At 44.6% G+C, this 26574-nt stretch carries 31 protein-coding genes, 1 tRNA gene and 1 other RNA gene; 12 read left to right on the forward strand and 21 right to left on the reverse strand.

Features of this window, described 5'->3' with window-relative positions; translation table 11 throughout:
• Positions 1 to 70 precede the first annotated feature (70 nt).
• Complete coding sequence (locus J2128_RS06720; RefSeq protein WP_348632369.1) at positions 71 to 1273, forward strand: SLC13 family permease; 1203 nt, start codon at positions 71 to 73, stop codon at positions 1271 to 1273.
• Here the strand turns inward: J2128_RS06720 and J2128_RS06725 are convergent.
• The 4 genes from J2128_RS06725 to J2128_RS06740 all read right to left on the reverse strand — a co-directional run bounded on the left by J2128_RS06725 (position 1245) and on the right by J2128_RS06740 (position 4762).
• Positions 1245 to 2678 (reverse strand): MFS transporter, encoded by a 1434-nt coding sequence (locus tag J2128_RS06725; RefSeq protein ID WP_209690382.1) that lies wholly within the window; start codon positions 2676 to 2678, stop codon positions 1245 to 1247. The two genes, J2128_RS06720 and J2128_RS06725, sit on opposite strands and share 29 nt — an antisense overlap.
• Before the next feature lie 615 nt (positions 2679 to 3293).
• A complete protein-coding gene (locus tag J2128_RS06730; protein WP_209690383.1) occupies positions 3294 to 3695 on the reverse strand; it encodes a protease inhibitor I42 family protein in 402 nt (133 codons plus the stop codon).
• A gap of 156 nt (positions 3696 to 3851) precedes the next feature.
• Positions 3852 to 4046 (reverse strand): hypothetical protein, encoded by a 195-nt coding sequence (locus J2128_RS06735; protein WP_209690384.1) that lies wholly within the window; start codon positions 4044 to 4046, stop codon positions 3852 to 3854.
• Positions 4043 to 4762: a hypothetical protein gene (locus J2128_RS06740; RefSeq protein WP_209690385.1), complete on the reverse strand. Its 720-nt coding sequence runs from the start codon at positions 4760 to 4762 to the stop codon at positions 4043 to 4045. Before J2128_RS06740 ends, J2128_RS06735 begins: the two co-directional genes overlap by 4 nt.
• A 221-nt stretch (positions 4763 to 4983) precedes the next feature.
• Here J2128_RS06740 and J2128_RS06745 point away from each other — a divergent pair, with 221 nt between their 5' ends.
• Together J2128_RS06745 and J2128_RS06750 are read left to right on the forward strand one after the other, a co-directional pair.
• Positions 4984 to 5469, forward strand: a complete 486-nt coding sequence (locus tag J2128_RS06745) for a cation:proton antiporter regulatory subunit (RefSeq protein WP_209690386.1) — start codon at positions 4984 to 4986, stop codon at positions 5467 to 5469.
• Positions 5466 to 6590, forward strand: a complete 1125-nt coding sequence (locus J2128_RS06750) for a cation:proton antiporter (protein WP_209690387.1) — start codon at positions 5466 to 5468, stop codon at positions 6588 to 6590. The genes J2128_RS06745 and J2128_RS06750 overlap by 4 nt, the downstream gene beginning before the upstream one ends.
• 74 nt (positions 6591 to 6664) lie before the next feature.
• Here J2128_RS06750 and J2128_RS06755 read toward each other — a convergent pair whose 3' ends face one another.
• The 5 genes from J2128_RS06755 to J2128_RS06775 all read right to left on the reverse strand — a co-directional run bounded on the left by J2128_RS06755 (position 6665) and on the right by J2128_RS06775 (position 11857).
• Positions 6665 to 7141 (reverse strand): chemotaxis protein CheW, encoded by a 477-nt coding sequence (locus tag J2128_RS06755; RefSeq protein ID WP_209690388.1) that lies wholly within the window; start codon positions 7139 to 7141, stop codon positions 6665 to 6667.
• Positions 7142 to 7161: 20 nt separating this feature from the next.
• Positions 7162 to 9171: a PAS domain-containing methyl-accepting chemotaxis protein gene (locus J2128_RS06760; RefSeq protein WP_209690389.1), complete on the reverse strand. Its 2010-nt coding sequence runs from the start codon at positions 9169 to 9171 to the stop codon at positions 7162 to 7164.
• A gap of 166 nt (positions 9172 to 9337) precedes the next feature.
• Positions 9338 to 9787, reverse strand: coding sequence for a hypothetical protein (locus J2128_RS06765; protein ID WP_209690390.1), 450 nt, complete (start codon positions 9785 to 9787; stop codon positions 9338 to 9340).
• A 205-nt stretch (positions 9788 to 9992) separates the two neighbouring features.
• The gene (locus J2128_RS06770) at positions 9993 to 10595 is read right to left on the reverse strand and encodes a nucleic acid-binding protein (RefSeq protein ID WP_209690391.1); all 603 of its coding nucleotides are present in this window, start codon (positions 10593 to 10595) and stop codon (positions 9993 to 9995) included.
• A complete protein-coding gene (locus J2128_RS06775) occupies positions 10595 to 11857 on the reverse strand; it encodes a nucleotide-binding protein (protein ID WP_245323453.1) in 1263 nt (420 codons plus the stop codon). The genes J2128_RS06770 and J2128_RS06775 overlap by 1 nt, the downstream gene beginning before the upstream one ends.
• A 108-nt stretch (positions 11858 to 11965) precedes the next feature.
• Here J2128_RS06775 and J2128_RS06780 point away from each other — a divergent pair, with 108 nt between their 5' ends.
• Positions 11966 to 12157 (forward strand): DUF1858 domain-containing protein, encoded by a 192-nt coding sequence (locus J2128_RS06780; protein ID WP_209690392.1) that lies wholly within the window; start codon positions 11966 to 11968, stop codon positions 12155 to 12157.
• 132 nt (positions 12158 to 12289) lie between these two features.
• Here the strand turns inward: J2128_RS06780 and J2128_RS06785 are convergent, their stop codons facing one another.
• Together J2128_RS06785 and nrdD are read right to left on the reverse strand one after the other, a co-directional pair.
• Positions 12290 to 13225 carry an adenosylcobinamide amidohydrolase gene (locus tag J2128_RS06785; protein ID WP_209690393.1) on the reverse strand — a complete coding sequence of 312 codons (936 nt, stop codon included), beginning with the start codon at positions 13223 to 13225 and terminating at the stop codon, positions 12290 to 12292.
• Entirely contained in the window at positions 13222 to 13584 is a 363-nt protein-coding gene (gene nrdD / locus J2128_RS06790) for an anaerobic ribonucleoside-triphosphate reductase (RefSeq protein WP_209690394.1), read from the reverse strand. Before nrdD ends, J2128_RS06785 begins: the two co-directional genes overlap by 4 nt.
• 204 nt (positions 13585 to 13788) lie before the next feature.
• Between nrdD and J2128_RS06795 the strand changes: the two genes are divergently transcribed.
• On the forward strand, positions 13789 to 14064 hold the full coding sequence (locus tag J2128_RS06795) for a hypothetical protein (RefSeq protein ID WP_209690395.1): 276 nt from the start codon (positions 13789 to 13791) through the stop codon (positions 14062 to 14064).
• Between the two features lie 187 nt (positions 14065 to 14251).
• Here J2128_RS06795 and pyrF read toward each other — a convergent pair whose 3' ends face one another.
• Together pyrF and J2128_RS06805 are read right to left on the reverse strand one after the other, a co-directional pair.
• Positions 14252 to 14887, reverse strand: a complete 636-nt coding sequence (gene pyrF / locus J2128_RS06800) for an orotidine-5'-phosphate decarboxylase (RefSeq protein ID WP_209690396.1) — start codon at positions 14885 to 14887, stop codon at positions 14252 to 14254.
• Positions 14888 to 14889: 2 nt separating this feature from the next.
• Positions 14890 to 15831, reverse strand: a complete 942-nt coding sequence (locus J2128_RS06805; RefSeq protein WP_209690397.1) for a deoxyhypusine synthase — start codon at positions 15829 to 15831, stop codon at positions 14890 to 14892.
• A gap of 264 nt (positions 15832 to 16095) precedes the next feature.
• Between J2128_RS06805 and J2128_RS06810 the strand changes: the two genes are divergently transcribed.
• Both J2128_RS06810 and J2128_RS06815 read left to right on the forward strand, forming a co-directional pair.
• Complete coding sequence (locus tag J2128_RS06810) at positions 16096 to 16938, forward strand: hypothetical protein (protein ID WP_209690398.1); 843 nt, start codon at positions 16096 to 16098, stop codon at positions 16936 to 16938.
• Positions 16939 to 17024: 86 nt separating this feature from the next.
• Positions 17025 to 17561: a HEAT repeat domain-containing protein gene (locus tag J2128_RS06815; RefSeq protein WP_209690399.1), complete on the forward strand. Its 537-nt coding sequence runs from the start codon at positions 17025 to 17027 to the stop codon at positions 17559 to 17561.
• Positions 17562 to 17595: 34 nt separating this feature from the next.
• Here the strand turns inward: J2128_RS06815 and J2128_RS06820 are convergent, their stop codons facing one another.
• The 6 genes from J2128_RS06820 to J2128_RS06845 form a co-directional block, all read right to left on the reverse strand.
• Positions 17596 to 18153, reverse strand: a complete 558-nt coding sequence (locus tag J2128_RS06820; protein ID WP_209690858.1) for an acetate uptake transporter — start codon at positions 18151 to 18153, stop codon at positions 17596 to 17598.
• 202 nt (positions 18154 to 18355) lie between these two features.
• A complete protein-coding gene (locus tag J2128_RS06825; RefSeq protein WP_209690400.1) occupies positions 18356 to 19723 on the reverse strand; it encodes a transglutaminase-like domain-containing protein in 1368 nt (455 codons plus the stop codon).
• 168 nt (positions 19724 to 19891) lie between these two features.
• Positions 19892 to 20065: a Holliday junction resolvase-like protein gene (locus J2128_RS13010; RefSeq protein WP_209690401.1), complete on the reverse strand. Its 174-nt coding sequence runs from the start codon at positions 20063 to 20065 to the stop codon at positions 19892 to 19894.
• A gap of 8 nt (positions 20066 to 20073) precedes the next feature.
• On the reverse strand, positions 20074 to 20280 hold the full coding sequence (locus J2128_RS13015) for a Holliday junction resolvase-like protein (RefSeq protein ID WP_209690402.1): 207 nt from the start codon (positions 20278 to 20280) through the stop codon (positions 20074 to 20076).
• A gap of 84 nt (positions 20281 to 20364) precedes the next feature.
• A tRNA-Ile gene (locus J2128_RS06840) sits at positions 20365 to 20436 on the reverse strand.
• A 270-nt stretch (positions 20437 to 20706) separates the two neighbouring features.
• Complete coding sequence (locus tag J2128_RS06845; protein WP_209690403.1) at positions 20707 to 21393, reverse strand: DUF2238 domain-containing protein; 687 nt, start codon at positions 21391 to 21393, stop codon at positions 20707 to 20709.
• Positions 21394 to 21453: 60 nt separating this feature from the next.
• Between J2128_RS06845 and J2128_RS06850 the strand changes: the two genes are divergently transcribed.
• The gene (locus J2128_RS06850; protein ID WP_209690404.1) at positions 21454 to 21831 is read left to right on the forward strand and encodes a YigZ family protein; all 378 of its coding nucleotides are present in this window, start codon (positions 21454 to 21456) and stop codon (positions 21829 to 21831) included.
• Between the two features lie 8 nt (positions 21832 to 21839).
• Here the strand turns inward: J2128_RS06850 and J2128_RS06855 are convergent, their stop codons facing one another.
• On the reverse strand, positions 21840 to 22463 hold the full coding sequence (locus J2128_RS06855; protein WP_209690405.1) for a class I SAM-dependent methyltransferase: 624 nt from the start codon (positions 22461 to 22463) through the stop codon (positions 21840 to 21842).
• 131 nt (positions 22464 to 22594) lie between these two features.
• Positions 22595 to 22999 carry a hypothetical protein gene (locus J2128_RS06860; RefSeq protein WP_209690406.1) on the reverse strand — a complete coding sequence of 135 codons (405 nt, stop codon included), beginning with the start codon at positions 22997 to 22999 and terminating at the stop codon, positions 22595 to 22597.
• A gap of 267 nt (positions 23000 to 23266) precedes the next feature.
• Here J2128_RS06860 and hxlB point away from each other — a divergent pair, with 267 nt between their 5' ends.
• From hxlB to J2128_RS06880, 4 genes are all read left to right on the forward strand, one after another.
• Positions 23267 to 23887 carry a 6-phospho-3-hexuloisomerase gene (hxlB, locus tag J2128_RS06865; protein ID WP_209690407.1) on the forward strand — a complete coding sequence of 207 codons (621 nt, stop codon included), beginning with the start codon at positions 23267 to 23269 and terminating at the stop codon, positions 23885 to 23887.
• A 159-nt stretch (positions 23888 to 24046) separates the two neighbouring features.
• Entirely contained in the window at positions 24047 to 25171 is a 1125-nt protein-coding gene (locus tag J2128_RS06870) for a hypothetical protein (RefSeq protein WP_209690408.1), read from the forward strand.
• 12 nt (positions 25172 to 25183) lie between these two features.
• Positions 25184 to 25497, forward strand: an RNA gene (ffs, locus tag J2128_RS06875) — signal recognition particle sRNA.
• A 12-nt stretch (positions 25498 to 25509) separates the two neighbouring features.
• Positions 25510 to 26487 (forward strand): malate dehydrogenase, encoded by a 978-nt coding sequence (locus J2128_RS06880; RefSeq protein ID WP_209690409.1) that lies wholly within the window; start codon positions 25510 to 25512, stop codon positions 26485 to 26487.
• Positions 26488 to 26574 lie beyond the last annotated feature (87 nt).

A 26574-nucleotide genomic window follows, 5' to 3' on the forward strand; every position in this document is an offset into this window, starting at 1 on the left:
AACATTAAAGGCAACGCAGATTGCAGTAATCGTTCTTCTGGTAGTCCTTGTCCTGATATCCGCCGGAAATGTGCCCGGGGCAGGACTTAAAATCTGGCAGGTAATGCTTGGAGGAGCGCTGGCTGTTCTTCTCCTTGGACAGATAAGCGTTGAGTCGGCCCTGCATGCGATAAACTACGACGTCATAATCTTTTTGTCAGGCGCATTCGTAGTGGGTTCGGCACTTTCTTTAAGCGGCGCCCTCAACCCTGCCATTGATTTCTGCCTGAACAGATTCAGGTCGCCTGCGGCATTTTTCACGGCTTTTATATTCGGAGCGGCTGCCCTCTCCTCTGTCCTGATGAACGACACTGTTGCCGTAATAGGCACTTTTTTTGCCGCATCTCTTTCGAGGCGTATGAACATACCCCGGGAGACGATTCTTCTTGCACTTGCATTTTCGGTTACAACCGGAAGCGTTGCAAGCCCTGTAGGAAACCCGCAGAACCTTCTTATAGCATCGGATTCGGGGATGGTTGACCCGTTTTACGTGTTTGGCATTTATCTTCTTGTGCCGACTGTAATCTCTCTTCTTCTGATATACCCTGTTTTAAGGTTCTTTTACCCGTTTTTGCCTGCACCTTTGGGCAGGGAGCCCGAAAGTCCCGTAAGTGCAGGCACCTGTGGTGCATGCGACAAAAGACTCTCGCGTATTGCCGTATTTTCTCTTGCAATTTTTTTAGTGATGATTCTCCTGAAGATAACGGCCGGGATTTTTCTGCCCTATGTGACTGTTCCGCTGACTCTCATCGCGATAGCGGGAGCCCTTCCTGTAATCATTCTTTCAAAGAGGCGTACTGACGTTTTAAAGGGAGTCGACTGGGGGACACTTGTGTTCTTTGCGTCTATGTTTGTCCTTATGCAGAGCGTATGGGACAGCGGTTTTTTTCAGGAGTTCATAGATGCGGGAAGCCTTTTTTCGTCACCTTTCATTATATTTTCGGCAGGACTGATATTGAGCCAGTTAATCTCGAACGTCCCGTTCGTAGCTCTTTTTATGCCGGCTGCAGCGGCGTCTGCGGGTTCTTCTCTCTCATACGCCGCACTTGCCGCCGGTAGCACTCTTGCGGGCAATCTTTTGATATTTGGGGCTGCAAGCAATATCATAATTGTCCAGAATGCCGGGAAAACAGGTGGAAAGGTTGGCTTTTTCAGGTTTGCAAAGGCAGGAGTGCCGCTGACGCTGTTGCAGTCGGCAGTGTATCTCATATATTTCTATGCTGTTTTTTCGTGATTTTTAAGGATTTTTCCATTGAAAGGGATTTCAGGGAGAGGACGGCTATCATAACGGCCATTACGGCGCCGCAGATGAATATCAGTGAGAAAGCCGTTGGGTCAGGGTATGTCCAGACTTCGTTTCCTATAATAAACTCCCTGCTGAATGCCGCAAGTATTATTCCTGCAAATATGGGTCCTGTCATCCCGCCTATGTTTATACTGCTGTGAAGAAAACCAGTTGCACCTGCTGTCCTTCCCGGGGGGACTGATTTTATCGTCATCAGGAGGTATGCTGTTGATACGGCGGCCATTCCGGCACTGAAAAAGACCCACATAAGAGAGAGCGAGTAGACCGAGAGGGGCATGATGAAGAATACTGCGGGAGCTGCAATAAGACATAGTGACCCTGCAACGACAGGTTTTTTGAACCCGTATTTCTGCATCAGAAATCCTGAAAGAGGGCTTGTTATCATGTCTGTAACCGACCCGGGGACCATTATGAGGCCTACGAACCTCTCTTCGAGAAAGAGTCCTGAAGGCGACTGGACGATGTAGGGAAGGCTCTGGATGTACAGAAACGTCATGCAGTTTACAAGAAAAGCAGTTGCTGAAAGTATAATAACAAGCGGCTTTTTTATAAGGCTTACATCTATCGCAGGCATCTTCGCTCTTTTTTCTGTCCTGAAAAACGCTATTGTGCAGATTATTGTGAGGATGCCGTATAAGAAGGCCTGCGTGGATAAGGTCCCGTGCCCGTAACCTTCGGTTATTGTGAGCATAAAAAAAAGCATTGCCGAAAGCAGAAGGCACGCTCCCTTCCAGTCTGTCTTTCTGTACGCTCTTGTCTTTGATTTTCTTATTATAAGAGCGAAGAGTGAGACATGGATTATCACAACAGGAACCAGTGCGTAGTAAGTCCAGCGCCACCCGAAGTAGTTGATGATGTACGAGCCCAAAAAAATTCCCGTCATCGTTCCTGCACCGTATGAGGCTGAAAGGACTCCGATTCCAAGCGGGATTTTTTCTGACGGAAACTGTTCGGAGACTATCGCAAAGGCTACGGGTATTGCCGCAATTCCCATCCCCTGCACTGCCCTGAAAAAGAGGAGCGACCATATGTCCCATGAAAAACCGGCAAGGACTATCCCCAAAGCGTATATGACGATGCATATGTACAGGATTTTTTTGCGCCCGTATGCATCACCGAGAGTCCCGAAGAAGGGGCATAACGCGGCTCCGACAAGGAGGACCACGGGAAGGACCCAGGACCCGAATATTCCCGATGATGTGCAGAACTCGTGCTCGATTTCGGGGAGAGCCGCCACCAGCATGGATTCTGAGAACATGGGTATTGCTATGCATGCCGCAAAAAGCGGAAGGGCCACTTTGAAGTAGTTTTTATCGGATAGTTTTAGCTGCATAAACAAACGTGAAAGAATTTACCGGGCCGGCAGAAACTTACCGTCCTGAAAAATCTTTCATATATCTGTGCTCTGTATTTATTAGGATTTGCCGGTGTACAGAAACATTCCCCAAAAATAAAGGTGAAATCAGGCTTATTTAATCTGGAAGTGTGATCTGTTTTTTTAAATTTCTGTACATTTAACCCTGGAATAAATGGCAGTTTTTCATTTTTGAACCGACCGTCAGATTTAACCTTTTTAATGTGATACCTCAGAAATTTGCTGTGGGTTATGGAGTTTGAGGCAGGCGGTTTTGCACGTATGCAACTCCTAAAGAGGAGCACCACCTTTACATAGAATCAGGTGAATGCGTTCTCAGAAAAACCGGCGAAGGAGATGTCTTTGCACACGCCGGCGACTGCAGATTTACATGTTCATGCTAGGAGCATGAAATAGAAAACTGCGGGGAAATCCGTTCTCAGGATAATATCGTTTATGCCCTTACAAAAAAATGCGACAGGGAGAAGCACGACACCATGCGGAAAGTAAAGAAACAAACGTGAATCTACAAAAAAAGGAATAATGGAAAGTAAAATATAAAGAGATATTTTTTCTGTCAGTTTCTTTTGACCATCATACGACATTGACTGTCATATTCCAGGTCTCGTCGCCGGCTGTCGTGTTCTCCCACGGGCGCTTGTATATTCCTTCTATACTATAGTCGCCCTTTTCGCCTGTACTCAGCTCCCATTTGTGGATTCCGCCTGTGCCGACCATGTTTTCACTGACAGAATCCGGGATGTAGGTGTCGTTTACAAGTGTAAGACCGCCTGTATTCATCTCCCACGAATAGCCTGTAGACGGATTTTCAGGAAGCTCAATGTAAATTGTGCACCCCTGGTTTACGTCCTTTACGGCCCCGTTGTCATTTTCGGTGAACATGCTGGAGCATGCCCCGCCCGTGCATCCTGCAAATGCAATGCATGCAAGAAGAATGGATGCAGCCGCTATGCCGGCTGCTGTAATTTTCTTCATTTTTCTCCTCCGTATTAGGGTATAGTTAAAATATATATTCAACTGGTATTAATAAAATTCCATAGCTTCAGGATATTTCAAAGTAATCTGCATCTTAAAATCAAAAAATGATGGCAAAATTGGAAATTTGCCTCAGTCGTCGCTGTGGCATGACGATTATCTGCTTCTTATCTTCCTTATTCCAGATGCTCCCATGAGAATCGCCGATGCGGCAAAAAGAACCGTTTTGTGCTTTTTCAGTACAACAGCCACCCCTGTTGCAAAAAGTGCGTCCTTAAAGGCGTCACTGTCAAGCAGGCGCATAGTATGAGATTTCCACTCACGCTTTAAGGGTTTATTGTTTTCAGTCATTTTTCCGTCCTTTTGTTCTTTCTTTTCCATACAGGAAGTCTTAAGTATTCAAGTTCGGTCTGTGTATATTCTGTCCATTCTGACAGGTCTTTTCTTAGGGCATCCTGTGACTGCCTGTATTCGTCAAGCGTCTTTTCAAAGTAGTCCGTCCACTCTGAAGTTACAGAAAGTTTTTCTGAAAGCTGCGATATTGTACACCTTAAATCTTCAATATCCTTTTCGGTCTTCTTATGGTTTTCTGCAATTTCATTCTCTATTTTTTCAATTTTGCCTGAAAGCTTTGATATTTTATAGTCGAGAGCCCCGTAAATGTCGGACTCACTCTTCTCCTTCTTATTTCCGGTTAGGGAAGCCGGACTTTTCCTGCCTGCCGGTTGTTTTTCATCTTTTCCGGACATGTTTTTTTGCGCAGTGGTTTCGCCGGTTTTCTTCAGGGAAGGGTTTTTCCGTATTTTTCCCGAGACCTTCTCCTTTGTGCTTTTTGAAGAGGGCTTTGACCCGAGCGATTTTAGGATGTCTTCTCTTGAAAACCCTGTTTTGGAAAGGTCTGAAATCTCTTTGATTATTCCTGCAGCCTTCTCTTCGTAAAGCTTCACCCTTCCTAATTCCCTTGAAGGAACAAGCGCCGAAAAGTCTTTTGAAATTTTTTTGACCTCTTTTTCCGGAACACCGCATATGACTGCGATATCGGCCGCCTTGAGTATTTTATCGTTCATTTTGTTTTTCGCCCGCATTTATGCAGATTTTTCCGGGAAAGCATTTCAATGGCTTTTATTCCGGTTGCTTTAAATCTGTTCAGGGAACTTTGAACTTCTGTTGCCTGATAATATCTCTGAACCTTATTATTTGTTAAACATTTTTGCAGAACTCCTTATTCTGCCGGGTTCATTCTTTTGACCATAAGTTACATATCAGGATACAGCCAAATGTGTTTTAAATGGGATTTTCGCCACGTGACCTTCCGGGGATAGGAACAAAATACGAGATGGATACAGAAAGCGGTGACAGGCTTTCTGTGGTTTACATGGAAAAAGGAGGCGTCCAGATGTATATCGCCTCGCGTGACGGCGTGGACTCAGCTTCGGCCGAGCTTAACACCTCCGAGGCGAGAAGGGTCGGAAACGTTCTTACAGGTGCCGTTTTTGAGGCTGACGAAGAGGAGATAAGCGTTATATTCTCATCATTTTCCGACCTTTCAATAAAAGTCCATACTTATATTCTCGGCGCAAAGACTGCAAAAAAATCGCTTTTTGATCTTAAAGTCCGTTCAAAAACAGGTGTTACGATAGTTGCGGTAAACCGCAAAGGAGAGAGCATAGTCAACCCGCCTTCTGACTTCTGTCTTGACGTCGGGGACTCTGTTCTTGTAATCGGTGACTCAACCCAGCTTGAAAAATTTGAAGAGGAATATATCAAACCATGATGGAAGGCATAGCCCTTGCACTTTTAGTCTGCCTGTTTTTTGCCCTTATATCAAAGAGGTTTAATTTTCCTCCGATTCCGATGTACATACTTGCAGGTATAATCCTAGGGACGACCGGTCTCGGGATTGTTGAAACAAGTGGTATCTCGGATTTTCTGACAAGCCTCGGGCTGATATTCCTTCTGTTTACGATGGGGCTTGAAATAAAGCCCTCGGAATTTATGAAGAAGAAGGACTCTTTTTTTGCAGTAGGAGTCATAGACTTTGGTGTCAACATACTGATAGGTTTTTTCGGGTCCGTTCTTCTTGGATTTCCCATATCAGACGCCGTTGTAATTGCATGTGCGTTTTACATAAGCAGTTCGGCAATAGCGGTTGCGTCACTCATTGAGAACAGAAAGCTTGCAAATCCCGAATCCGAGACGATACTATGGCTGATGGTCTTTGAAGACGTTGTCCTGCTGATAATAATCGTTTTGTTCTCGGCATCAGGCAAAAATCCTGTCGAGACACTCGGTACTGCTTTTGCAGTAATAGCAGCGTTTTTCATCATCGTAAAACTGTTAAAAAGCCAGATCTCGGCTATTCTGGAAAGAGACGATGAAATCCCCCTTTTATTTACATTCACGCTCGTAATAACCGTTGCAGGAATTTCTGACTTTCTCGGTATACCCGAAACCCTTACGGCGATTGCCCTTGGCTCGGCTCTTTCCATAACAAACGGGGAGGCTTTGGAGAGGCATGCGATGCCTTTCAGGGACGTATTCCTGATTCTCTTCTTTGTGTTCTTTGGAATATCGGTAGATTTAAGTTCCGGAGTGGATATCCTGCCTGTTATCGGCATATCTGTCCTGGCTGTCTTAAGTAAGCTTGTATCCGGAGTAATTATTGGAAAAAAAATCCACAGGAGTGCCCTTTCAGGTATTGAAATATGGTCCGAGACTACAGGTAGGGGTGAATTTTCGCTTGCAATTGCAGGTTACTACGGCTCGCCCCTTATATCCGGAACCGTTGCAGTTATGGTTGTTATAACATCATTTGTCGGTGGAATGATGGGCAAACACTCCAGAAATATTAAAAAGGCCTTTGCAGGGTTCTTAATGAGCAGAAGAGAGGTTTGAAGCGTTTAGCCTTCCAAAATGCAAAAAATTATTTTAAAAAAATAAAGATATCCAAAAATAATTATGCCCTGTTCTCAGGCTTTTGTCAGTGCAAGGATGTCAGACAGGACTTTTCCTACATCAAGCCATACGATAAGCCTTTTTTTGTCACCGCTTTCAGAGGCTTCCTTGTCACCTATCTTTATGATGCCCTTGACGTAGGCTTCGCTTGAGAGCGGGCCTTTCATGTCCTCTATTTCCTCTTCTGATATCTGGAGGACAGCGTGGACGTCATCAACAATGATTCCCGTGTTTGACCCTTCGGCCGCTTCAGGTACAAGAACTATTATCTTCTGGTCTTCTCTCTGCGCCTTTTCGGGAAGCCCGAGAATTTTGTTGAGATTTATGATGTTTGTAATCTCTCCTCTCAGGTTAATAATTCCGGCAATATGCTCAGGTGCTCTGGGGACAGGTGTTATTGGAACCATCTCGACAATCTCTCTTGTAAGGGATATATCAAGGGCGTAGCGCTCGTTGCATATTTCAAATTCGACGACATCAATTACTGCCATTTGTATCAAACCTTTAAACCTTATACTTTAAGATGACTAAGTGATTTTCTCAGGTCCTCTGAGAGCGAAGTCACTTCATGTATTGCACTGTTTATTTCTTCAACAGATGCACTTGTCTCTTCAGATAAAGCAGCCAGTTCCTCAATTTCGTTCTGCGTTTTTGTTGTTATTTCATTGCTTTTTTCTGAATCACTGACAATGTTGTTCGTAATGTTTGCCTGGTCCTCAATTGCACGGGCTATTTCTCCCATATCTATTGAGACCTGATCGGCACCTGCCACAATATTGTTAAGGGATTCTATTGCGGCGTTGACACTGTCAACTCCCGATAAAACCTGTGTATTTGCGGATTTTATTGATGCAGCAGTTTTTTCGCTGTTCTTCTGGATTCCGTTGATTACACTGTCAATCTGGGCGGTTGCATTTTTGGTGTCTGTTGCAAGGTTTTTAACCTCCCCTGCGACGACGGCAAAACCACGTCCGTGTTCGCCTGCCCGGGCAGCTTCAATAGCGGCATTAAGTGCAAGCATATTTATCTGGTTTGTAATATCATTTATAAGCTTCAGTACGCTGTTGATCTCTAAAAGCTGTTTGTTCAGGTTCTCCATCTCGAAGACACTTTCGTTTGTGATGTCCGAGACGGCTGTCATCTTTTCCGTGGCCTCACGCCCGAGATTTTCAGCACCCTTCCCCATTCCGGCAAGATTTTGAGTTTGTTCCAGCACTTCCTGTGCTGTGCTTGCAATTTCTTCGTTTGACGCTGACAGGTCGGATATTGAGCGCGTTATATCTTCTATTCTTTTCTGGAGGGTTCTGGAGAGTTCAGCCGATTTCTGGCTTCCAAGTGCGACCTGTTCGGACGCCTTTGCTATCTCACCCGTTCCGTTTGCGGCGTCATGCATATTGTTCTGGATGTTGTCCATCCCTTTGAGTGCACCTCCGAATATCGACCTGAATTCCGTCACCGAGTTGTTGTAATCTTCCTTCAGGGTTTTCAGCGGGTCTTCTTCTTTTATGCTTAAGATATGTGTAAAGTCTCCGTCGCGGATGGCGTTCATGGCCTTCCCGACATCCTCTGTGCTTTTTTCAAGGATATCTGCCTTTTTGTGGGCTTCCTCCATAAGTACCCGGACTTCGTCCTGTTTTTTTCTTATCTCGGTTATATTGTTGTATACTACGATGAGATTTTCAATTTCTCCGTTTGCATTTATTATAGGAATTCCGTACTGCTCAAGCGTGTAGACTCCGGTCGAAAACTTTACCTTTACAACCCCGCTGCTTCTTGCTTTATTTTCAAATACGGATTTTAATCCTTCCCCGGTCGTTTCAAGTGTCTCAAAGTCCCTGAGGGTCATTGAAAGGAGCCTGTCGCGGCTTAATCCGGAAAGATTTGAATAGGCCTGGTTTACAACCCTTATATTGAATTTTTTATCACAGAGGATTATAGGCATCGGGTTTTCCTGGACAATAGCTTCGGACCTTTCCTGAAGGGTCTTAATCTTTGTAATCTGCTCCCTGACCTCCTTTTCCTCATGCTTTTGCCTGGTTATATCCTTGAATACAAAAAGTCCGGTATCGATGTTTCCGTTCTCGTCCTTCAGGGGAATTCCATGCTGTTCGGCTATGACTTCCCTTCCGTCTTTGAATATGAATCTGAGGATGCAGGAAACTCTTTTTTTGTCTTCAAAAAGTTTGCTTGTTCTGTCTCCCTCAAGCATTTTGACTTTGTAGTCTGATTTTCCCATTGCAAGAATATTTTCCCTGCTCTCCCCGATAAGGTCTTCATAAGCCCTGTTCATGTCAATAGTCATGTAGTTTTTGTCAACCTGAATCATCGGGAAAGGATTCTGATCAATCATCATCTGGAAATTGCCGCATTTCCTTTTCAGGTCAATTATATCTTCTATTGCCGTGTTTACCGCCTCTGCAAGCTCTTTGAGCTCACCGTCAGTATTTTTGGCATCCACCCTTACGGAATAATCTCCTTCAATGGCCTTTTTAAGAATTTTTGTAATCAGATCTGCGTTCATTTGTACCACCATACACCCCTTCTGCTTTTGACAGAAATTAAATCAAGAAATTTTTAGATATTATTCAGTTCTGCTTAAGAGCATATAAAAAGAATGTCCTTTTGCATTTAATACTTATTTTGGACTTTCAGCCCCTTATATCATTTGGATATCAGTCAATTTTGTTTTAAAATAGTCTGTATATCAGATAGCCGCCGCAGGCTCTTTCTCTTTGATCAAAGTCTGCAAGGATATTTGCGCGGTTTCCCAGCTGTAGCATTTTTTCCGCGAGAATCTCGGTCCCGCATGTCTTGTCGATGAGTTTTGAAATTTCGGAATTTATTTTCTTTATATCTTCATGTGATATGCTGTTGAGGGCATCTGTCGGGTATGAATCAATATCAAAATATGAGAATATGGCTTCAAGCGATATCAGCCACATCCTTGATTTTATGGCACGTCTTGCAGCAACGTTTGCCTCTATCTCGGTAAGAACGAGGTAGGCACGGTTCGGGCCGTGGTAAAATGCTTTGAATGAGTATAAAGTGCCTTTTGACTCGGTGATTTTGTCGGGTGAAACCCTGAGGTAATCTGCAAGAGCTTTCTTTTTGTTTTCAAGGTCTCTTTCGCAAGGCATTTTATTTCATCTTCCCGTGTAATGAAAATATCAGGAGTCCGGAGTTTGTAAACGGTATTTTTATCGGGTTTTGTATTCTTTTTTTTCGTTTTTCTGGCAGGGCTTTATGATTTTATGCTGCCTTTCCCATGGTTATTTTTGGTTTAAAACATTAATATATTAATTATATCCTCAAAAGAGCAGAAAAATGTTTTTTAATTTGTTTTTAGATTTCTGTTTTTACAAGTGCATCATAGACCATTTTTCTGAGGGCCCTTTTATCGGGGTTGTAGAACTCATCCGCTTTTGCTGAATCCCCTGAACTTTCTGGTTCTGACTCTGATATATCCAGCCTGTCAAGTGTAGCTTCTGCTGCATCGTCAACCCAGATTTTTACGGTTTCAAAGTCGGTTTCGGATATGTTTTCGGCCCTTACTGATACGAACACGGCTCCGTCAGGCGTTTCACGGACTATAGGCTTTCCTACGACGGATACGTATGCACCGGTCTCTATCTGTGATATTTTAAGCATTGCCTCCTGCTGGTAACTCCCCGCATTTATAAAGAATATTCCTGTCGGGTCGCTTACACGGGCTGTGTAAAACGGGTTTTCGTCTCCTTTTCTTTCCTTCTGGGTCATCTGTCCGCAGAAGAAAATCCTGTTGCATCTCTCTCCTGTAGGGAGCATAACGTAGACTGGACTTTTCTCGTCGTCCCCGTCCTTGAACTGGAGTCTTGTCTCACGCAGTTCGGATGCAAAAACCCTTTTGGCTGGCTCTCTTACGTATCTTTTCTGCCCGTTCTGGTCATTTGCTGCATTTGACGGCATTATAAGTCCACCTCCTCCTGTTCATGGGCACGGTTTATAAGCTGCGTATGCTTCTGTGAATCGAAAGACTGCGGCTGGCAGCTTTTTACTAGAAACGTCCCTTCAAGGTCGTTGCCGCGGCACTGGAGGTATCTTCCCAGAATAACGTCCTGCATCCTCATGAATACGTCATCCATCCCGAGAGGATTGTTTTCCGCTATCTCTATTGCTTTTTCAAGCGTTATTCCGGTAATCTTTTCAGTCTCGTCCCTTTGTATAAGGACATTTGTGGCTTTGGTTCCGTCGTCAATAACGCCTGTAATTCTTAAATCGTATCTGAATTTGCTCTGTACTTCATGAACCGGGCAGAAATTCTGCCTGTTTAGGACACGGTTGCACCCTTCTACCGGGCACCTTTTGATAAGGCCTGACCCCGGGCCCATATTTATGAATGACCCGGATAATGTGGCGTTCCCGCCTGAAACTTCGATGGATGCTCCTTCTTCTTCGATTATGTCTGTTCCGGTGAGGTTAAGCGAGATTTTTCCCTGGTATTCATCGACTCCCGCGTAGTATATGTTGTAGACCCTGCCTTCCTCAAGCTTTACGTTGCTGTCGTCCTTCCAGGTGACGAATTTCGCTGTCCCTGTTTCATCACCGAGGACTCCCGTCTGAAACATCCTCTCGTGGCGTGGCTCCCAGTTCTGGATTATTTTGACGCGGACTGTTGCAACGCCGGGTTTTAAGTCTGATATGAATTCAGGTTTGGGCATAAGCGGGATTTCCTCTTCGGTTTCGGTGACCTTTGTACCTGAATGAATCTTCATGCTTGGAGAACCCCTGAACTCGTCTATCGTTGCGGATTCTATTCTGTACCTTTTACCGATTTCAAATGCCGGGCAGTCCGCTTTTGACCATACGACAAACCTTACTGCTCCGGAGTCGTCGGCTATAATGCCCGCCTGCGCTATTGAAGGTGACGGGGGGTTTGAGATGGAAACGATTTTTCCTTCGACCGTCACCCAGTCGCCCGGGTTTGCGTCTGCTATTTTTGAGACGTCCTGGTTCTGCCTTCCGGTGCTGGAAAGGTTTTGTTCACGCAGAAATTCATTCGTAACCGTCCTTTCTGCCTCTTCGGCAGGGATTCCAAAGTCTGAAACAAGAAGCTTAAGCTTGGACAGTATTCTTTCTTTCTCGACGAAACCGCCCTTTTCTTCAATCTTATGGGAGATTCTTTCTGTTATCTGGGGATCAATGTCCATAATTTTCACATCTCCAATCATTACTCAGGATTTGATCACTATATATAGCTATTACGAGCACCCTGAAAGTGAATTACGGGTTTGTATTTTAGAACTTATTAAGTACCTTTAATTTCAAAGACTGTTATCATGGTATTAACAGCAGATAGTTCTTTAAGTGAACTGCTACAGGAGAATCCAAGGGCGGCAGAGACGCTGATGCGCTTTGGGATGGGTTGTGTCGGCTGTGCTCTTGCCAACGGAGAGACAATCCGCCAGGCGGCAGAGGAGCACGGGATTCCTCTCCCTGAGCTTTTGAAGGCCCTCGGAATCGAGAACTAAGCCGTATCCGGCAAAACCATCTATTTTTTTGGGTTTAATAAAGCCTGTTTTACATATGCTTATATGGCAGGGTGTTTAATTTGTGTCTGCAGGTGCACCCGATACCTGAACATTAAAAATAGGAGAGAAAAATTATAAAGTGTTACTGTCCGGCTGTTGCTCTGACATCTTCAGTCCGAGTTCGCATGATATTTTTTTGAGTTCCGAAAGTTCAGTTTCCGGGTTTTTTAAGACGGCTCTTACTATATCGGGGTAATGGTTCAGGAGACAGTTTTTGCATGACCATATTTTTTTTCCCTGCGATACCGAGTCCACCCATTCACCGAGCTCCTCGTCACCGCAAGGGTAATGCGGGCAGTAGCACAGTTCGCATCTCTGCCCTTTGAAATGGCACGGATAATACTGGCATTTCCTCCTCTGCCACAGGTTCATCTTCAGTCCGTCTTTTGTGGTGAATATGAAAAATGACGGCTCATCCGCTTCAATAACACCGTCGTACCTTCTGATTGACTCGGTCACTCCGTTCTTTACGCATGTGTAGACTTTGTCGCCGCATCCGGTATAGGTCCCTGCAGATTCGTGGAATTTTCTGTTTTCTGACCCTTGTCTGTCATAAATTACGACGACTTCGTCTGTCGTCGTGCCGGTGAAGCTGTACCCCGCTGAAATTAGAGCGTCGGCCTTTGCCTCGGTTGCAGTTATTATCGTCTCGAGAAGGGCACCGTCGGATAATGCCTCCCTTGAATGGATTATTATATTGATAGTGTTCGGACCTTTCGGGTTAGGATTTGAGACACCTGCCGTGACAAATACCGTGATGTATTCGTATGACATTATGCAGAGGTTCTTCATCCCGACGGCAGTCAGCATTCCAAAAAAATCGTCTTTGTATCCCCTTTCACTGATTATATTTCTGAGAAGCCTGTACGGGTCATCTTCGTTGAAGTCACGCGGAACAGTATGGTTTACGACTGTTGTGATATCAGAAATTCCACCATTTATTCCTGTGCTGGCGGCTTTAAAAGAGCCTCTTATAAAAAGAGTATTTTTGTGAAGGAAATACTTCATGCTACGTTGTAGTGCGTGCGGTCTTTTAATTCCTGCTGTTTGCCATGGTTCCATCCTGCAACGTCTGCCAGGTAGCCCGTTACCCTTGATACCTGCGATACGTCGTGTGAGCCGCATTCAGGGCAGATTGGCTGGCCGCAAAGCGGGCAGTACTCTATCTTCTCTATTATGCTGTGCTGGCAGTTGCAGTGGTCAAGAGGGCACATAATCTCAAGATTTGTCTCCCCGCAGCAGGGGCATGGTGTTTCGTCAACGATATGGTTGCAGGTGTGGCATTTGTAGCGTCTCTCTTCAACCGGGATATCTTCAAGGCTTTTGTATTTTTTTGCGAGTGCAAGCTGTTCCTCAGTCCATATCATATATTAGAATCCCCGGCAGAGACATTAAATCTTTTTGTCTTATTTAAATATTTCTTTACCTAAAACAAGGATTTTTTAAGTGAATTTTCTCCCGGACTATTGCAGACCAGGAAATTGCCTTTCATTGTCTGCGGATAGCTAATTTACGCCAGGGGCCTTCCTGTCACCAGTATTTTTAACTTTGAAAGTGAAATATAGGTCTCTATGGGAAAAAATCTGCCTGATGCGGGCCTTGACGAGGACATGTCGGGAATGGTTTTTGACGGCGTAAGATACGAAATTCCCGACCTGGACCAGGTATTTTATGCTGTTTACAAAAGGGGCATCTCATCGCGGGATGATTTGAAGGAAGAACTGCTTTCAAGAGTTAAAAAAGCCGGTGTAAAAGTCCCTGAAGGCAAGGAAGAGGACTTCGGGTATGCACTTGCAAAAAAATACAAGATGACCATGGACCGCGGAAGCCCCATGGACTTTTACTGAAAAGTAATTCCTGTTTTGCTTTCTTTAGAAAAACTGCTTTTTAGAAATAAATGCCAGGCAGATGATATCCGGCCGGGCTTTAAACGTTCACTCTAATGCTGATATGAATCCGCCTCAGGTGACTCATAGGGTTCATCATCACCCTTTGTTAACTTTGTTAAAAAAGGATCAGAGTCGGGTCATCTCATCATCGGCGGATGAAGGCATATTTTTCTGCTTCTTTTGCGGGGTCTTCGGCTGAATATATGGAGCGGCCGACGATCATCCCGTCAATTAAAGGAGCTATGATGTGTGCGTCCCCGCCCTGTGCACCTACCCCGGGGGAGAGGATCTTTCTGCTGCCGACAATCTCTCTCAGGGCTTTTACACGTTCAGGCCTCGTTGCGGGTGCAATTATCCCGTCCGCCCCGCATTCAACTGCCATTCCTGCTATCTTTTCGGCATTTTCACCGGAAAGAAATTCCAGAGCGCCGGGATGGCTCATCTCGCTTACTACATAGCATTCCCCGCCGGCGTCGTGCGCCGCTTCGACGCATGCGATAACGGAGTCGCTTCCGGTAAAGCCGTGCGTGATTATTCCTGAAAAACCGGCCTCAAAGACATGCCCTGCGATAAGGCTGTTTGTATTCGGGATGTCTGCGACCTTGAAGTCGGCTATAAGCGGAAGGTCAAAATGCAGAAGTTCTCCTGCTATTGAAAGCCCTGCTCCAAGTACAAGAGGATACCCTATTTTTACGGCATCAATGTACGGTGCCGTTTTTTCGGTAATCTCTATGGCGTCCTCTCTTGTCAGGACATCAAGGGCCAGGATAAGGTCTGTCATCTTCAATCCTCAAGTCTTTCCAGAACGGCTGCAACAATTAAGGGAAGGTTTATAGTGGCATCGCCGTATACGGTCTGTCCCTTTGCCTCTCCTGTAAGCTTTCCCCAGGACTTTGCCTCGTCAAGTGTCGCCCCGGAAAGCCCTCCCAAATCAGGTCTGTCACCTGTAAGCTGGACTGCATAGTCAAAGCCGTTAGGTGTCATTAGCATGCTCTGGAATATGTAGTTTTTGGGCACTCCTCCGCCGACAAGCATTGCACCGGCCTTTTTTGCGGCAAAGCACCTGTCGATTAATTTTGACATGTCTTTGAATGCGTCTACTGTGATTCCCCTTGTCTGGTTGAAAAGCCAGTACTGAAGGCCGATCATCGAGTCCTGGAGGGCCGGGCAGAACACGGGAATATCTTTTTTTGCGGCCTCTGCAAGTATTCCGGTGTTTAAATGCTCGCCGATAAGATGTGTTATATCCTGAATCGAGTACTTCTGTGATTTTTCAAGGCTTTCAAAGACCTCCTGCAAAAAGCTCTCAAATTTTATGAAAGCGTCGTTAGGGAGGAATATGTCATATATCCTGTTTATCTCCTCTTCACGGAGAAGCACGTCGTCGCAGATTTCAGTTCCGTGGTAGTGTTTGCACCCGATTGCTTCTATAGTATCGTGCGTCAGGTTGGCGCCCGTGGATACCAGTATATCGATGTGGCCCCTGTCTATTAAGTCAGAGACTATTCCGCCCATTCCTCCGGGGACCATTGCTCCTGCAAGTCCAAAGAACTTGACGGCGTCTTTGTCCCTGAGCATATTTTCATATATATTTACGGCCCGCCAGAGAGAGCCGGCGTTATACGCACGCGTATTTCCGTACTGTTCCACGAGTTCGTTTACGGTCATGCCGGGTCTTACCTTTGCCTGAATTACAGGCGTGCCGCATAAATCTTCTGGTTTCATATTCTGAAAACAAGCCTCACTAATATTGCTTAACAATGTTTGTTCTAATAAGCGATAAGTGTTAGAGAAGACCGTTGTGCAGGTAATAAAATAATTGTTTTTCGTATGAATTTTCCCGTAATGTATAAGTTCTAAAAGAGCAATAGCATGGATTAATTTCATGTGCCCTTTGAAAAACGGAAAAAATGCAGGGACTTTCGTTTTTGCGTCGTGACTGTTTTTCAGGTGTTTAGTCTTGAATGTAGAATTATGGGGGGGAAATAATTGCCTGAAAATGCAGAAAACCTGCCTTTTAAACCTGATATCGGAAATTCAAAAGAAAGAAACATTAAGTTTTCAGGATACGTGGCATTCGTAATAATTCTGATAATCATCCTTTATGCCATTGAAAGTATGGTTGCATCGGGTATGATTTCTTCTGAAGCTGCGAGCGATTATATCATTTTGGACTACGATTCGCCGAATTTTTTCTCTTTATACCTCTCGAAATATGTGCACTCCCAGGATAATCCGTTTCATATGGTGAACAACATTGCTTCATTTTTGGTAGTATCTGTTATAATCGGGATTTTGTACTTCTTTTTTTACCCGAAAATCGGTATAATGATGCCGGAATATTACCTCCTGGCGGTGTACATCCAGATTATTGCAGTTGTCCCGTTTTCAATATCGATTATATCCTATATTTACCGGCAGATTGGTGTCATCGATGAAGTTATGCGTTACTCTGTCGGATTTTCGGGTGTTGTCTGGGCGCTTACCGGGTTTATGCTTTTTCTGGTCTCTCTTTTTTTATTGAAAGCGCTTTCCCCGCGTCTTGCAGGTCACGGTGGTGATTTTGTAAGGATAGTCTCGGTTTGCCTCCCCATTCTCTTCTTAGTTTCACTTCTTGTCATTTTGCCTGTTTTCATTATTGTCACTGATATTCACACCAGCAAAAATATGTTTGCGCATCTTGCAGGTTTTGCTTACGGGTGGCTGATTCCGGCACTTACAGGCTCTTATTTCGTATCGTCGTGTGCTAACTGTAAGATTGCAAATCTCCTTTATACTTTTCTTATTTTTTCAATTCCCTTTGTGATAGCAGCGTTTCTCGTGGCACTTTAAAAGTGCCGGAAATTATTCCTCTTTTTTCTTTCCACTAAATTTAAGAAGTTTCATGATGTATCTGAATTCATCCCGGGGTGAAAAAAATGTATGACGGACTCTATGAGAGGATCCATGCCGAGAGAATGAGGCGCGAAAAGGAAAATTTTGAAATATACATAAAGCAGCTTAAAGACCCGGGGATACCCTACCGGACAAAGGCTGCCGAAGCCCTTGGAAATTATAAGGACCCGCGGGCTGTGCCTTATCTTATTGAATGCGCCAAATGTGAGACCGACCCGGGCGTTCTTTATGTCGCGATATGCTCTCTTGCAAAGTTCCGGGACAAAAGTTCTGTTGTGCCCCTACTGGCGCTTCTGGACCACAGCGACAAATGGGTGAGAAGCGGTGCCGCAAAAGCGCTCGGGGAGATTGGCGACCGTGAATCGGTTTTTTGCATAAAGCCTATGCTTTCCGATGAAAACCCGAAGATCCGTGCCTCTGCTGCCGAGGCACTCGGGCTTATGAGCTACTGGGAGTTTGCAGACCTTGTAATTCCTCTTCTTGATGACGAGGAAAGCGAGGTCCGTGCGGCTGCAAGGGCTGCTGTAAGAAAACTCGGCCGCGGGGACCTCGCCGACTGAACAATTCCTGATTTTCCCTTAAATCTGTATTTTGTCAGACCGGGAGTTTTTCCCTCCCGTAAACTTCGTTAATAACCTGTGCAAGACCTGCATACATCGCTGACAGCCCGCAAATTATTCCTTCATATCCTGCAACTGTCGTTACAGTCGTACTTCCTGTGAAATCCCCAAGTGCAAGCAGGAAAAAAAGGACTGCAAGCGATCCGAATACGAACTGAAGGGCCCTGCCAAGCTTTAATGTTGCAATAAACATTACAGCGGTGAAAAGACCCCACATGAAGAGGTATGCGCCCATCTCATAACCCCCCGGTGCCGCTGCAAGGTTTAAGCCGGGAAGTATAAGGATTGCGACAAGGCTTATCCAGAAAAACCCGAATGAGCAGAAGGCAGTCGTTCCGAATGTGTTCTTCTTTTTCCATTCCATTACCCCTGCAATGACCTGTGCAAGACCGCCGTAAAATATCCCCATTCCCATAATCATGCTGCCGAGTCCGAAGTATCCGGCATTATGCAGGTTTAGGAGGACTGTCGTCATACCAAAGGCTAAAAGACCAAGCGGGGCCGGATTTGCGGTTCCGTCGATTATAAACATGTTGTTTCTGTCTTTGTAATCTTCGCTGTGAGACAATTGATAAATCACCTATCCGCAAGATATAATGATTAATCATTATATTTCATTTCCGGTCAAAACTAGTAATCCGGATAATGCTCTAAAAGCGAAAAAAATTGTTTTCCGGGCGAAGGCAGGGTTTGCAGGACTAAAATGATAATTTCTTTGATCTGGGGGTTTTATTTCATAGTTTTTCCTGTTTGCCGGGGTTGAATTTGCACCAGTGTCCGTCCGGGTAATATGCTGTAAGAACACCGCTGCTGTTGCAGTACTCTCCGCCGGGGTGTCCTGACTGCCAGTCCAGGTTAAGCCAGTACTGCGGGTCGTTGTTTTTGTCGTGGTCTATGTGGTAGGCGGCCGAATTGCACTTGTACATCTTCAGAATGTACTTGGACATTATGTCGAATTTCCGGCTGTCGTTTGTAATGTAAGCCTCCGCATATGAATGTCCGTCACCTTCGGAAGTGTTTGTTGAGACTATTCTCGATTTTCCTCCGACTGCTTCTATAAATGACGCCACAACAATAGCAAAATCATCACAATCACCTTTCATTCCGTGTCTTATGAAGTCCCTTGCCGGAGAAAAATGACCAAAACCGCCAGGGTTCTGAACATATGTCCATTTTCCCTTTACTATATCCCAGATGTTGCAGACTTCTTCAATGCTTACTATTCCGTTTGAATTTATGCCTCTTATTGAAAGAGCATAGTTTTTTGTGGTCTGGCTGCCGGGGTCTATTGCTTCTGCAATCGCCTGTGCCCTTTTATCCTCGGAGGAAATATTCTTTGATACTGCCGGGAAGTCTGCTCCGTGAAGATTTTCGGCAGGATTGTTCCCGTTTTCAAAAATGTTCATACTTAGTGCCCCGTAATACCCGATGACCAGAAGTATGATTATTGCAGCCGACATTTTGAATAGATTCCAAGGGTTTTTGACAGGACGGTTGCTTTTAGACCCGCCCTGTTTTTTTCTGCCCGCATACTTCGGTCTGTTCTTTGATTCAAAGGGCAGGTAACTGTCCCCGTTCTGGATATATTCCTGCCCCCTGACGATAACGTGGTGCGAATTGGAAAATACGAACTCCCTGTTTTCTATCGTCACCGTCTCTGTGTCAACATAGTATTCAGAGTCCACGCAGTTCAGGTCAAAAGGGAATAATTCCCTGCTGAACCTGAGGTATTCACCTTTGTACTCCACGAATTCCTGGTTTTCACTTATTAAATGGCGGGATTTTTTGATGCAAAGATTTTTTCCGTCAATGAGAAGCGTTTCATTGTGAGCGTAAAAAGTGTGGTCTTTGTTATTATCTTTGTCTTCTGTGCCTTTTTCTTTGTTTTCAAGGGACTGGTCATATATGGGTTTTTTGTCCGGGTCTCCGAGAACCTCATACGCTTCGTTTATTTTTTTGAAATATTCCAGAGCATCAGGAAGTGGAGAGACATCGGGATGATATTTTTTTACAAGTATTCTGTATGCTTTCCTGATGTCTGATGTTGTTGCGTTGTGGTCCAGACCAAGTATTTCGTAATAATCGGATTTATCCCCCATCATAATCACGATAATATTTTATTGTACTCAGGTATGATTTATTTTTTTGAAAGTTTCAAAATGTAGTGTATCGCGTGAGACTGTTTAAAATCAGAATCTTGAAATTTTTAAGTCTGAACGTTTCCGGGATGCTGTACACTGTAAAAAGTACAGGTAAAAATTTCTCTGGTTTCAGGTTATTTTATTTCCATACCGGTTAAACAGCCGGTCCAAAAAACCTTGCATCCCCGGTGTATACGGGAAATCCGGGAAAAATGGAATAAGAAACCCGGTAACCTTTCCACGCGTAACTGACTGGCTGCGTTTTATTGCATCTGTACGGATTACGGATATTCCCTTTCTCATCCTTTTTTTCAGTTTTCAAATTTGTTTTTTGCTTTGTCATCAGACAGCCGTTCAAGTTCATTTTCTTTCCATTGTCTGGTATCTTCGTCTTCCTTCTGTCGCCGCCATGATTCAAAAATTGTTCTTGCTCTCTGCTCAATCTGGCCCTGTGTTTGAGAGCATCTGTAAAACAGAACTAGCGTTGTTATAATCAACAAAATGATGAGAATTATCAAAATAATAACAAACCATTCAGTTATATGAGTTATTACATTTTTTAATTAAAAAATGCAGGTAAATAAATCATTAAAAAATGAAGATGGGCCCGGAGGGGTTCGAACCCACGGCCTCCCGGTTATGAGCCGGGCGCTCCACCACTAAGCTACGGGCCCCCCGTTTTTAAAAGTCAAGTGTCAGCCGCAGATGCCGTGTCCTCCGCAGGATTCAATGGGGGGCATTTGATCATGCGGGTCCACGGCGACGGCTGTGCACATTGGTTGTGCAAACAATATTTGTTAACACCGGTTAAAAAGATTTTGAGTCATTTCATATTTTAGCTGAAAAAAGAAACCGTAAGTCAGTTTTTTGTTTCTTTTTACGCATAGTGCTGCATAATGCTTCAGGGACTGCTAATGCCATAAATTATGTGGTAATTTGTTTAATTATGTATTTTTTTCCGTATCGACAACAGTTTCTGAATCCTGTTTTTTATCATAAACTGCGGCACTGCACTTCTCTACTTCATCCAGGTTGAGGTTTCCTGCAAAAATTTCGGCAACTTTTCGTTTGGGAAATTTCATCATATAGAAATTGCCGACCGCAGCAACTACTACCGCACCGAAAAGGACAAAGATCATGTCAAGCATCGTATCGGTATTTCCGTGCTGCATGTTTCCGCCGAAGAAAGTATCTACGGTAAATTCGATTATCTCCCAGAAAGCCCCGAATGCCATCGTCATCATTATTATCATGAATATTATCATCGGGCGGTTGAAGTTCATCTCGGTGTACCTGTCCATTATCAGAACAGCTGTAAACCCGAGGAGTGCTACGGTAGACCCGGATATAAAGTGGGCTATCTTGTCGTAATACGGGTAGAAGTCCAGGTACCACCCGAAATATTCGCCTGCAAGGTGAACGTAAAGGGAAAGGACAATCAGGAGCATTACTCCCCATGGTATGGTGATATTTATCCTGCGCTCAACAATTGCCGGAATAAGCGTTAAGAACAGGGCGAAAACACCGCCGATGACGTAAAAATAGTACCCTGTAAAAAGGCTGGAGATAACTATTGACAATATCATAAGCTGAAGAAAGTACGCAATTAATACCCCTATGCTAATCTTCAATTAACCCCTCTCCAAAAGCATTATTTTGTCTGTACTGATATAGTTTGTGTAGAACCGACAATGCAGGAGCTCTCGGCGGTAAAATACGAGGAGAAAAAATCCCGGTTTTATGCGCATTTATACAGGATATACTCACATGAAGAATACCCGGAAATACTGAAAATTCATGCAAAGACCTATAAAAAAGCCGCACATCACTGCTCGGCCATAAATTTTTCTGATTCGGGTGGAAGAGTCTTCCGGGAGTTTAAAAATGACGGTGAGGTCGGACACCCCGGAAGAATTCTTTCATCGGTTCTCGAAAAAAATTCACTGGACAGTCATGCGATAGTTGTGTCACGCATATTCGGCGGGATAAAGCTTGGGCCTGCAGGCGTTTCAAGGGCGTTTCGTGATTCAGGCGAGGCCTGCGTTAAAGTTTACCTTGAAAAAAAATGAAAATCCCTTTATGTTTTTTTAAAGGACGCATTTATCTCGGCTCTTTTGTATTCAGTTCCCTTAATTTTCATTTTCCACCTGCTGACATTGGACGATACCGGGCTGAGACCTGAAAAAAGGTCTTTTACCTCGGCTTCGGTGAAAAAATGTGTAAGTATCCCGTTTTTTTTAAGAACTGTATTCTTTTCAGTCTCTTCTCCTGATTCGGACCGCAGATCCGAGACTTCAAATTCGGAAAAATAAAGCATACCGCCGGGTTTAAGCACTCTTGAAAATTCAAAGGCTATTTCTTTCCTTTTCACCTTTTCCGAGTGCCCGGTGATGTGGTATGCAAAAACCGCGTCAAATATACTGTTTTTAAAGGGGAGGTCCGATGCGTCGGAGACCAGAACGGATGAAAAGGAATCATTTTTCAGGTTCTGCCTGCACAAGTAAGCCGCTTTTTTCGAAAAGTCAAAGCCTGTTATATCCCACCCTTTTCCTGTCATTGAAAGGAGGTTTTTTCCGTTTCCGCACCCTGCTTCAAGGACTTTTGATCCGCGGCAAAGCCCGGGAAGACCTGAGATTTTTCCTGCCCAGACATTTCTGCATTTTTTGTAATGTTCATCCCAGAAAATGGGTGTTTCGTTCATATTCCTTATAGAAGTTTTTTTCCTGTATGATTTAGTTATTTGATGATCTGCTGTTTTTTTATGCAGTCATCACGGTGCAAAAATATTCCTTAAAAATTATCTAAAAAATGTGGTATTCTTTTTTCAGGCGTTTAAACGGCAATCCATGGTGATATTGCCGACTGGTAGGATGTTGTCTTTTTTGCAGCCGTAATCTCTATTTCGGACACTGATGAGTACCCGGCGTAGCCCGAAAGTATATTTTTGAGGGCGGCAACTGAAACCGTGTATATCCCCATGTTTTCCATTATGAAGTTCACGGCTTTTTTTGAGCGTGACATTACTGCCTTTCCGGCAGCGCCGTTGAGATACCTGCCCCAGTTATGCTTCAAGTACCATACTGTTCCGGTCTCGTTCGTATACAGGATTCTTCTGATGTCCCTGACGGAAACGGCGTAGACCTTTTTTGAGATGCATATCTCCAGTATCCGCTGGCCCGAACCGTCGTAGTCCTTTGCCGGGTAGCCTGACTTCTGGATATATCCTGCTCTTTTCATTTTTATTCACCTGATTTTGAGATTTTTCTTTCTTAGTCACGCATTGATTATGTGAATATATATGGTGTCGCCGTGCGCGGAGTGAAAGTGCAAAAAAGCGAAAGTGAAATCAGAATGCCCCCGTGACTTCACCTTGTGTGAATCATTTTTTATCTGAAATTGCAGGAAGGATTTTACCCGGTATGAGGATTATCTCATGTCAGGGTTCATACTGCATTTCGTGATGTTTACAATTCAAGTACTACCTGCAATAAACATTTCTGCCATATGAGCGGGTGTGAAAATCCGGGTGTCCGTGACAATATGCGGGTTATGACCAAAGAGGTCTCCAGCCTTATCGATGAGATATCTGATGAGGATATAACTGTATTTTTATCAGAGCTTCTGAAGGAGAGGAGAATATATGTTGCCGGCGCCGGGCGTTCAGGCTTAATAGGCAGGGCTTTTGCCATGCGCCTGATGCATATCGGGCTTGACAGTTATGTAGTTGGGGAAACGGTTACACCAGCAATGAGAAAAGATGACCTTGCTGTAGTCTTTTCCGGGTCAGGAGAGACGAATTCCGTCGTGGATATAGCCGAGACCGCGAAATCCCTCGGGGGATTTCTGTGTCTTGTAACGGCCCATGAAAAGTCAAGGATTGCAGACATCGCGGACTGCAGGGTTGTTCTGCCTTCAAATCCGCCTTCGGATACAGAGTGGCCGAACACATTTGAGGTAAGACAGATTACCGGGGGCTACAAGTCCCTTTCACTTCCGCTTGCACCCATCGGGACTCTTTTTGAGACTTCTGCAATGATATTTTCAGACGCCGTCATCGCTTCCCTTATGGAGATAAAGCACTGCGGTATTGAGGACGTTATGAAAAGACTCTCGAATGTACAATAAAGTAATACAGTAAGTTCAAATAAATCTTAGCGGTTTTCAATAGATTTTAATAAATTCCACTGACGTTTTTTAACAGACAGGCCGGTCTCCCGGTAAAAATCCGCAAGAATAATATTTTATTAAGTCTTCTCTTTTCAAAAAAGAGAGGCAGTGAAATAAATGGAGAGACCGGGCCTGAATGACTTTAAAATAACCTGTCCTGTATGCGGAAAAGACTGCATAAAGGACGCAGCAGATGTGTTATCCTCTATTGATACGCTGTTTTCAGGCTGTACCTCATGCACGAAGACACAACTTCGCAGAAACAGGACTATTCCTGACGATATAAAGATAAAGGATCCCTGTCCTGATTGTGAAAGGCGTTTTATAGATGACGTAATGGTCCACTGCCACCAGATAATGAGGGAGGAGAAAGATATTCCTTTTGGAGTCTCTCTTTCAAAGACCGGAATTCCCCTTGTAACACCCGGATTTCCTATGTCCTCCCCTCCTTACCTCACGAAAGACTCGCTTGTTCTCCAGACAGTTTATGCGGGGAGCGATTCGGCAAAAAGAATTGTAGAAGAGGTCTCCGAGGTAAAGGGGGTTATAAAGGACGCCGGTGTTGTACCCGGGGTTTCCTGCACCGGAAAAAACCGGAAAAAAGACTTAAATGAAGCAGGGGATACGGACATGAAAGCAACCGGAAAAACCCCCAAATTTCATAAAAATACTCTTCTTGCAGGCTGTGATGTCAGGTGCGATGTATTTCGTGCCGGGCAGGCCCCATTTGTCATCTACAAAAGTCAGTCCGAGATGCATATCGAGTTCCCGCGTGGATTTGACCCTAAAATAAACTCTGTCGGTATGAATGCACTGAAATATCTGCCTGAAACATTCATAGACGCCTGCTGCGGTGCGGGGACTCTCGGGATTTCTGCAGCACTTTTCGGTGTGAATTCGGTTGTGTTCAATGATATCTGGTACCCGGCAGTCTTCTGGACTATTGTCAACCTGTGCTGCAACAGGGAAATTCTTGAGATTGAGGAGGAGGAGTTTCGTCTCGGCTATGATGAGCTAAAGAGTCTTTTCGGGACTGAAAAACCGTTCAAAGCTGCCATTTTCAGGGGAAAAAACTGCTCGTATGAAGTTTATATGGGTGACTATTCCGGTCTTTCCGAGGTTGTCTGCGGTGACAGGACACTTGCGGCTCTGGACATATTTGATAAAAATGACAGGGGCTTAATGTATGCCGCGGTTTCGGACTGGAAGATAAAAGTTGGCGGTGATGCTTTTATCCCTTGAGTCCCTAGTATATTAGGGACTAGTCCGGGTGGTTAGGCGTCACCTGTTACCCGAAACCGCCATTATGCGGGGGACGAAGTCCGGAGAGCGGCTTTGGCGATCTGTTCAAAGTGAATTATCCTTGACTGAGAAACCTTGTCCTGTGAGATCAGCGTAGAGTAACCGTGATTCCGGAGGGAATTGAGGTCTTTGGTTGCGGGGACCGGTCCAGGCCCGGAAGGGAGCAGACTTACCGCAAGCGTCTGGTGCCCATGGGGTTGCAGGGCGGAGAAGGGGATGTTTACGGAGTTCAGGCACGTAATTCCCATCTCCGGGCGTGTCCCTTTTTGGTGAATTTAATGGCAAAAGTAACCATTATAGGTGCTTCCGGGAAAGTAGGCCAGTTTGCCGCATATTCTGTGTCGCGTATACCTTTTGTGACAAGGATGGTTCTTTTTGGAAGGGACGGCAATGAAAATGTGCTTGAGGGCACCAAATGGGATTTTATTGACTCTTTTGCAGCGCTTGGCAGAAGTCTGAGACTTCAGTGGAGTATTGACCCTGCGGATATACAGGACTCTGACATTGTTATAATAACGGCAGGGATTCCGCGTCATAACGGCCAGACCAGGCTTGACCTCGCGAAGAAAAACGCAGTAATCATCGCCGGTTACGCTGAGATGATTGCAAAAAACGCTCCTGACAGCATAATACTCGTTGTAACAAATCCGGTTGACGTAATGACCGCAGTTGCCCTGAAATATTCCGGGTTTCCGCAAAACCGCGTATTCGGCCTGGGGACGCATCTGGACTCGATGCGGCTGAAATCCTTTGTTGCAAACCATTTTCAGGTTCACGTAAGCGAAGTCCATACACGTATTATAGGTGAGCACGGCGACAGTATGGTGCCCCTGTGGTCCGCGACAACTATCGGAGGAATTCAGGTGAAAAATCTTCTTGCTTTCGCAAGTCTGCCGAAAGAGGAGATGGTCCACTGGGTGAAGACTGCAGGTTCGCATATAATCGAGAAGAGCGGTGCGACAATTTACGGTCCCGGTGCTGCGATAGCGACTCTTGTGAGGACTGTTCTTGGAAATGAAAACAGGATTCTTTCTGTCTCGGCGTACGTAAAAAGCGAAGTGCACGATATAGGAAACGTCTGCATAGGCGTTCCGGCAAGACTTAACAGTCACGGTGCTTTTCCGGTCTCAATACGAATTGACGAAAGTGAGGTCAGGCAGTTTCAGCAGTCTGTCGAGAAGATTCGCGGTGTAACAGCCGAAGTTATGGAAGACCTCAAAAATCAGATGCAGGACAAAGAAAACGAAACCAACTGAAAAATAATTATTATTCTGCTCTTTTAGCAATCCGGATTTGTCTGAAGGCTTTTGATGTATGGTGTTTTTTATCTTAACCGTAAAGAC

Origin of the sequence: Methanomicrobium sp. W14, from assembly GCF_017875315.1 — an archaeon.
Classification (GTDB): domain Archaea; phylum Halobacteriota; class Methanomicrobia; order Methanomicrobiales; family Methanomicrobiaceae; genus Methanomicrobium.

Coding starts and splice junctions, on each gene's coding strand:
- J2128_RS06725 (WP_209690382.1), bottom strand. CDS start 2,678: ATGCAGCTAAAACTATCCGATAAAAACTACTTCAAAGTGGCCCTTCCG.
- J2128_RS06730 (WP_209690383.1), bottom strand. CDS start 3,695: ATGAAGAAAATTACAGCAGCCGGCATAGCGGCTGCATCCATTCTTCTT.
- J2128_RS06735 (WP_209690384.1), bottom strand. CDS start 4,046: ATGACTGAAAACAATAAACCCTTAAAGCGTGAGTGGAAATCTCATACT.
- J2128_RS06740 (WP_209690385.1), bottom strand. CDS start 4,762: ATGAACGATAAAATACTCAAGGCGGCCGATATCGCAGTCATATGCGGT.
- J2128_RS06745 (WP_209690386.1), top strand. CDS start 4,984: ATGGGATTTTCGCCACGTGACCTTCCGGGGATAGGAACAAAATACGAG.
- J2128_RS06750 (WP_209690387.1), top strand. CDS start 5,466: ATGATGGAAGGCATAGCCCTTGCACTTTTAGTCTGCCTGTTTTTTGCC.
- J2128_RS06755 (WP_209690388.1), bottom strand. CDS start 7,141: ATGGCAGTAATTGATGTCGTCGAATTTGAAATATGCAACGAGCGCTAC.
- J2128_RS06760 (WP_209690389.1), bottom strand. CDS start 9,171: ATGAACGCAGATCTGATTACAAAAATTCTTAAAAAGGCCATTGAAGGA.
- J2128_RS06765 (WP_209690390.1), bottom strand. CDS start 9,787: ATGCCTTGCGAAAGAGACCTTGAAAACAAAAAGAAAGCTCTTGCAGAT.
- J2128_RS06770 (WP_209690391.1), bottom strand. CDS start 10,595: ATGCCGTCAAATGCAGCAAATGACCAGAACGGGCAGAAAAGATACGTA.
- J2128_RS06775 (WP_245323453.1), bottom strand. CDS start 11,857: ATGATTGGAGATGTGAAAATTATGGACATTGATCCCCAGATAACAGAA.
- J2128_RS06780 (WP_209690392.1), top strand. CDS start 11,966: ATGGTATTAACAGCAGATAGTTCTTTAAGTGAACTGCTACAGGAGAAT.
- J2128_RS06785 (WP_209690393.1), bottom strand. CDS start 13,225: ATGAAGTATTTCCTTCACAAAAATACTCTTTTTATAAGAGGCTCTTTT.
- nrdD (WP_209690394.1), bottom strand. CDS start 13,584: ATGATATGGACTGAGGAACAGCTTGCACTCGCAAAAAAATACAAAAGC.
- J2128_RS06795 (WP_209690395.1), top strand. CDS start 13,789: ATGGGAAAAAATCTGCCTGATGCGGGCCTTGACGAGGACATGTCGGGA.
- pyrF (WP_209690396.1), bottom strand. CDS start 14,887: ATGACAGACCTTATCCTGGCCCTTGATGTCCTGACAAGAGAGGACGCC.
- J2128_RS06805 (WP_209690397.1), bottom strand. CDS start 15,831: ATGAAACCAGAAGATTTATGCGGCACGCCTGTAATTCAGGCAAAGGTA.
- J2128_RS06815 (WP_209690399.1), top strand. CDS start 17,025: ATGTATGACGGACTCTATGAGAGGATCCATGCCGAGAGAATGAGGCGC.
- J2128_RS06820 (WP_209690858.1), bottom strand. CDS start 18,153: ATGTTTATAATCGACGGAACCGCAAATCCGGCCCCGCTTGGTCTTTTA.
- J2128_RS06825 (WP_209690400.1), bottom strand. CDS start 19,723: ATGATGGGGGATAAATCCGATTATTACGAAATACTTGGTCTGGACCAC.
- J2128_RS13010 (WP_209690401.1), bottom strand. CDS start 20,065: ATGAGAAAGGGAATATCCGTAATCCGTACAGATGCAATAAAACGCAGC.
- J2128_RS06850 (WP_209690404.1), top strand. CDS start 21,454: ATGCAGGAGCTCTCGGCGGTAAAATACGAGGAGAAAAAATCCCGGTTT.
- J2128_RS06855 (WP_209690405.1), bottom strand. CDS start 22,463: ATGAACGAAACACCCATTTTCTGGGATGAACATTACAAAAAATGCAGA.
- J2128_RS06860 (WP_209690406.1), bottom strand. CDS start 22,999: ATGAAAAGAGCAGGATATATCCAGAAGTCAGGCTACCCGGCAAAGGAC.
- hxlB (WP_209690407.1), top strand. CDS start 23,267: ATGAGCGGGTGTGAAAATCCGGGTGTCCGTGACAATATGCGGGTTATG.
- J2128_RS06870 (WP_209690408.1), top strand. CDS start 24,047: ATGGAGAGACCGGGCCTGAATGACTTTAAAATAACCTGTCCTGTATGC.
- J2128_RS06880 (WP_209690409.1), top strand. CDS start 25,510: ATGGCAAAAGTAACCATTATAGGTGCTTCCGGGAAAGTAGGCCAGTTT.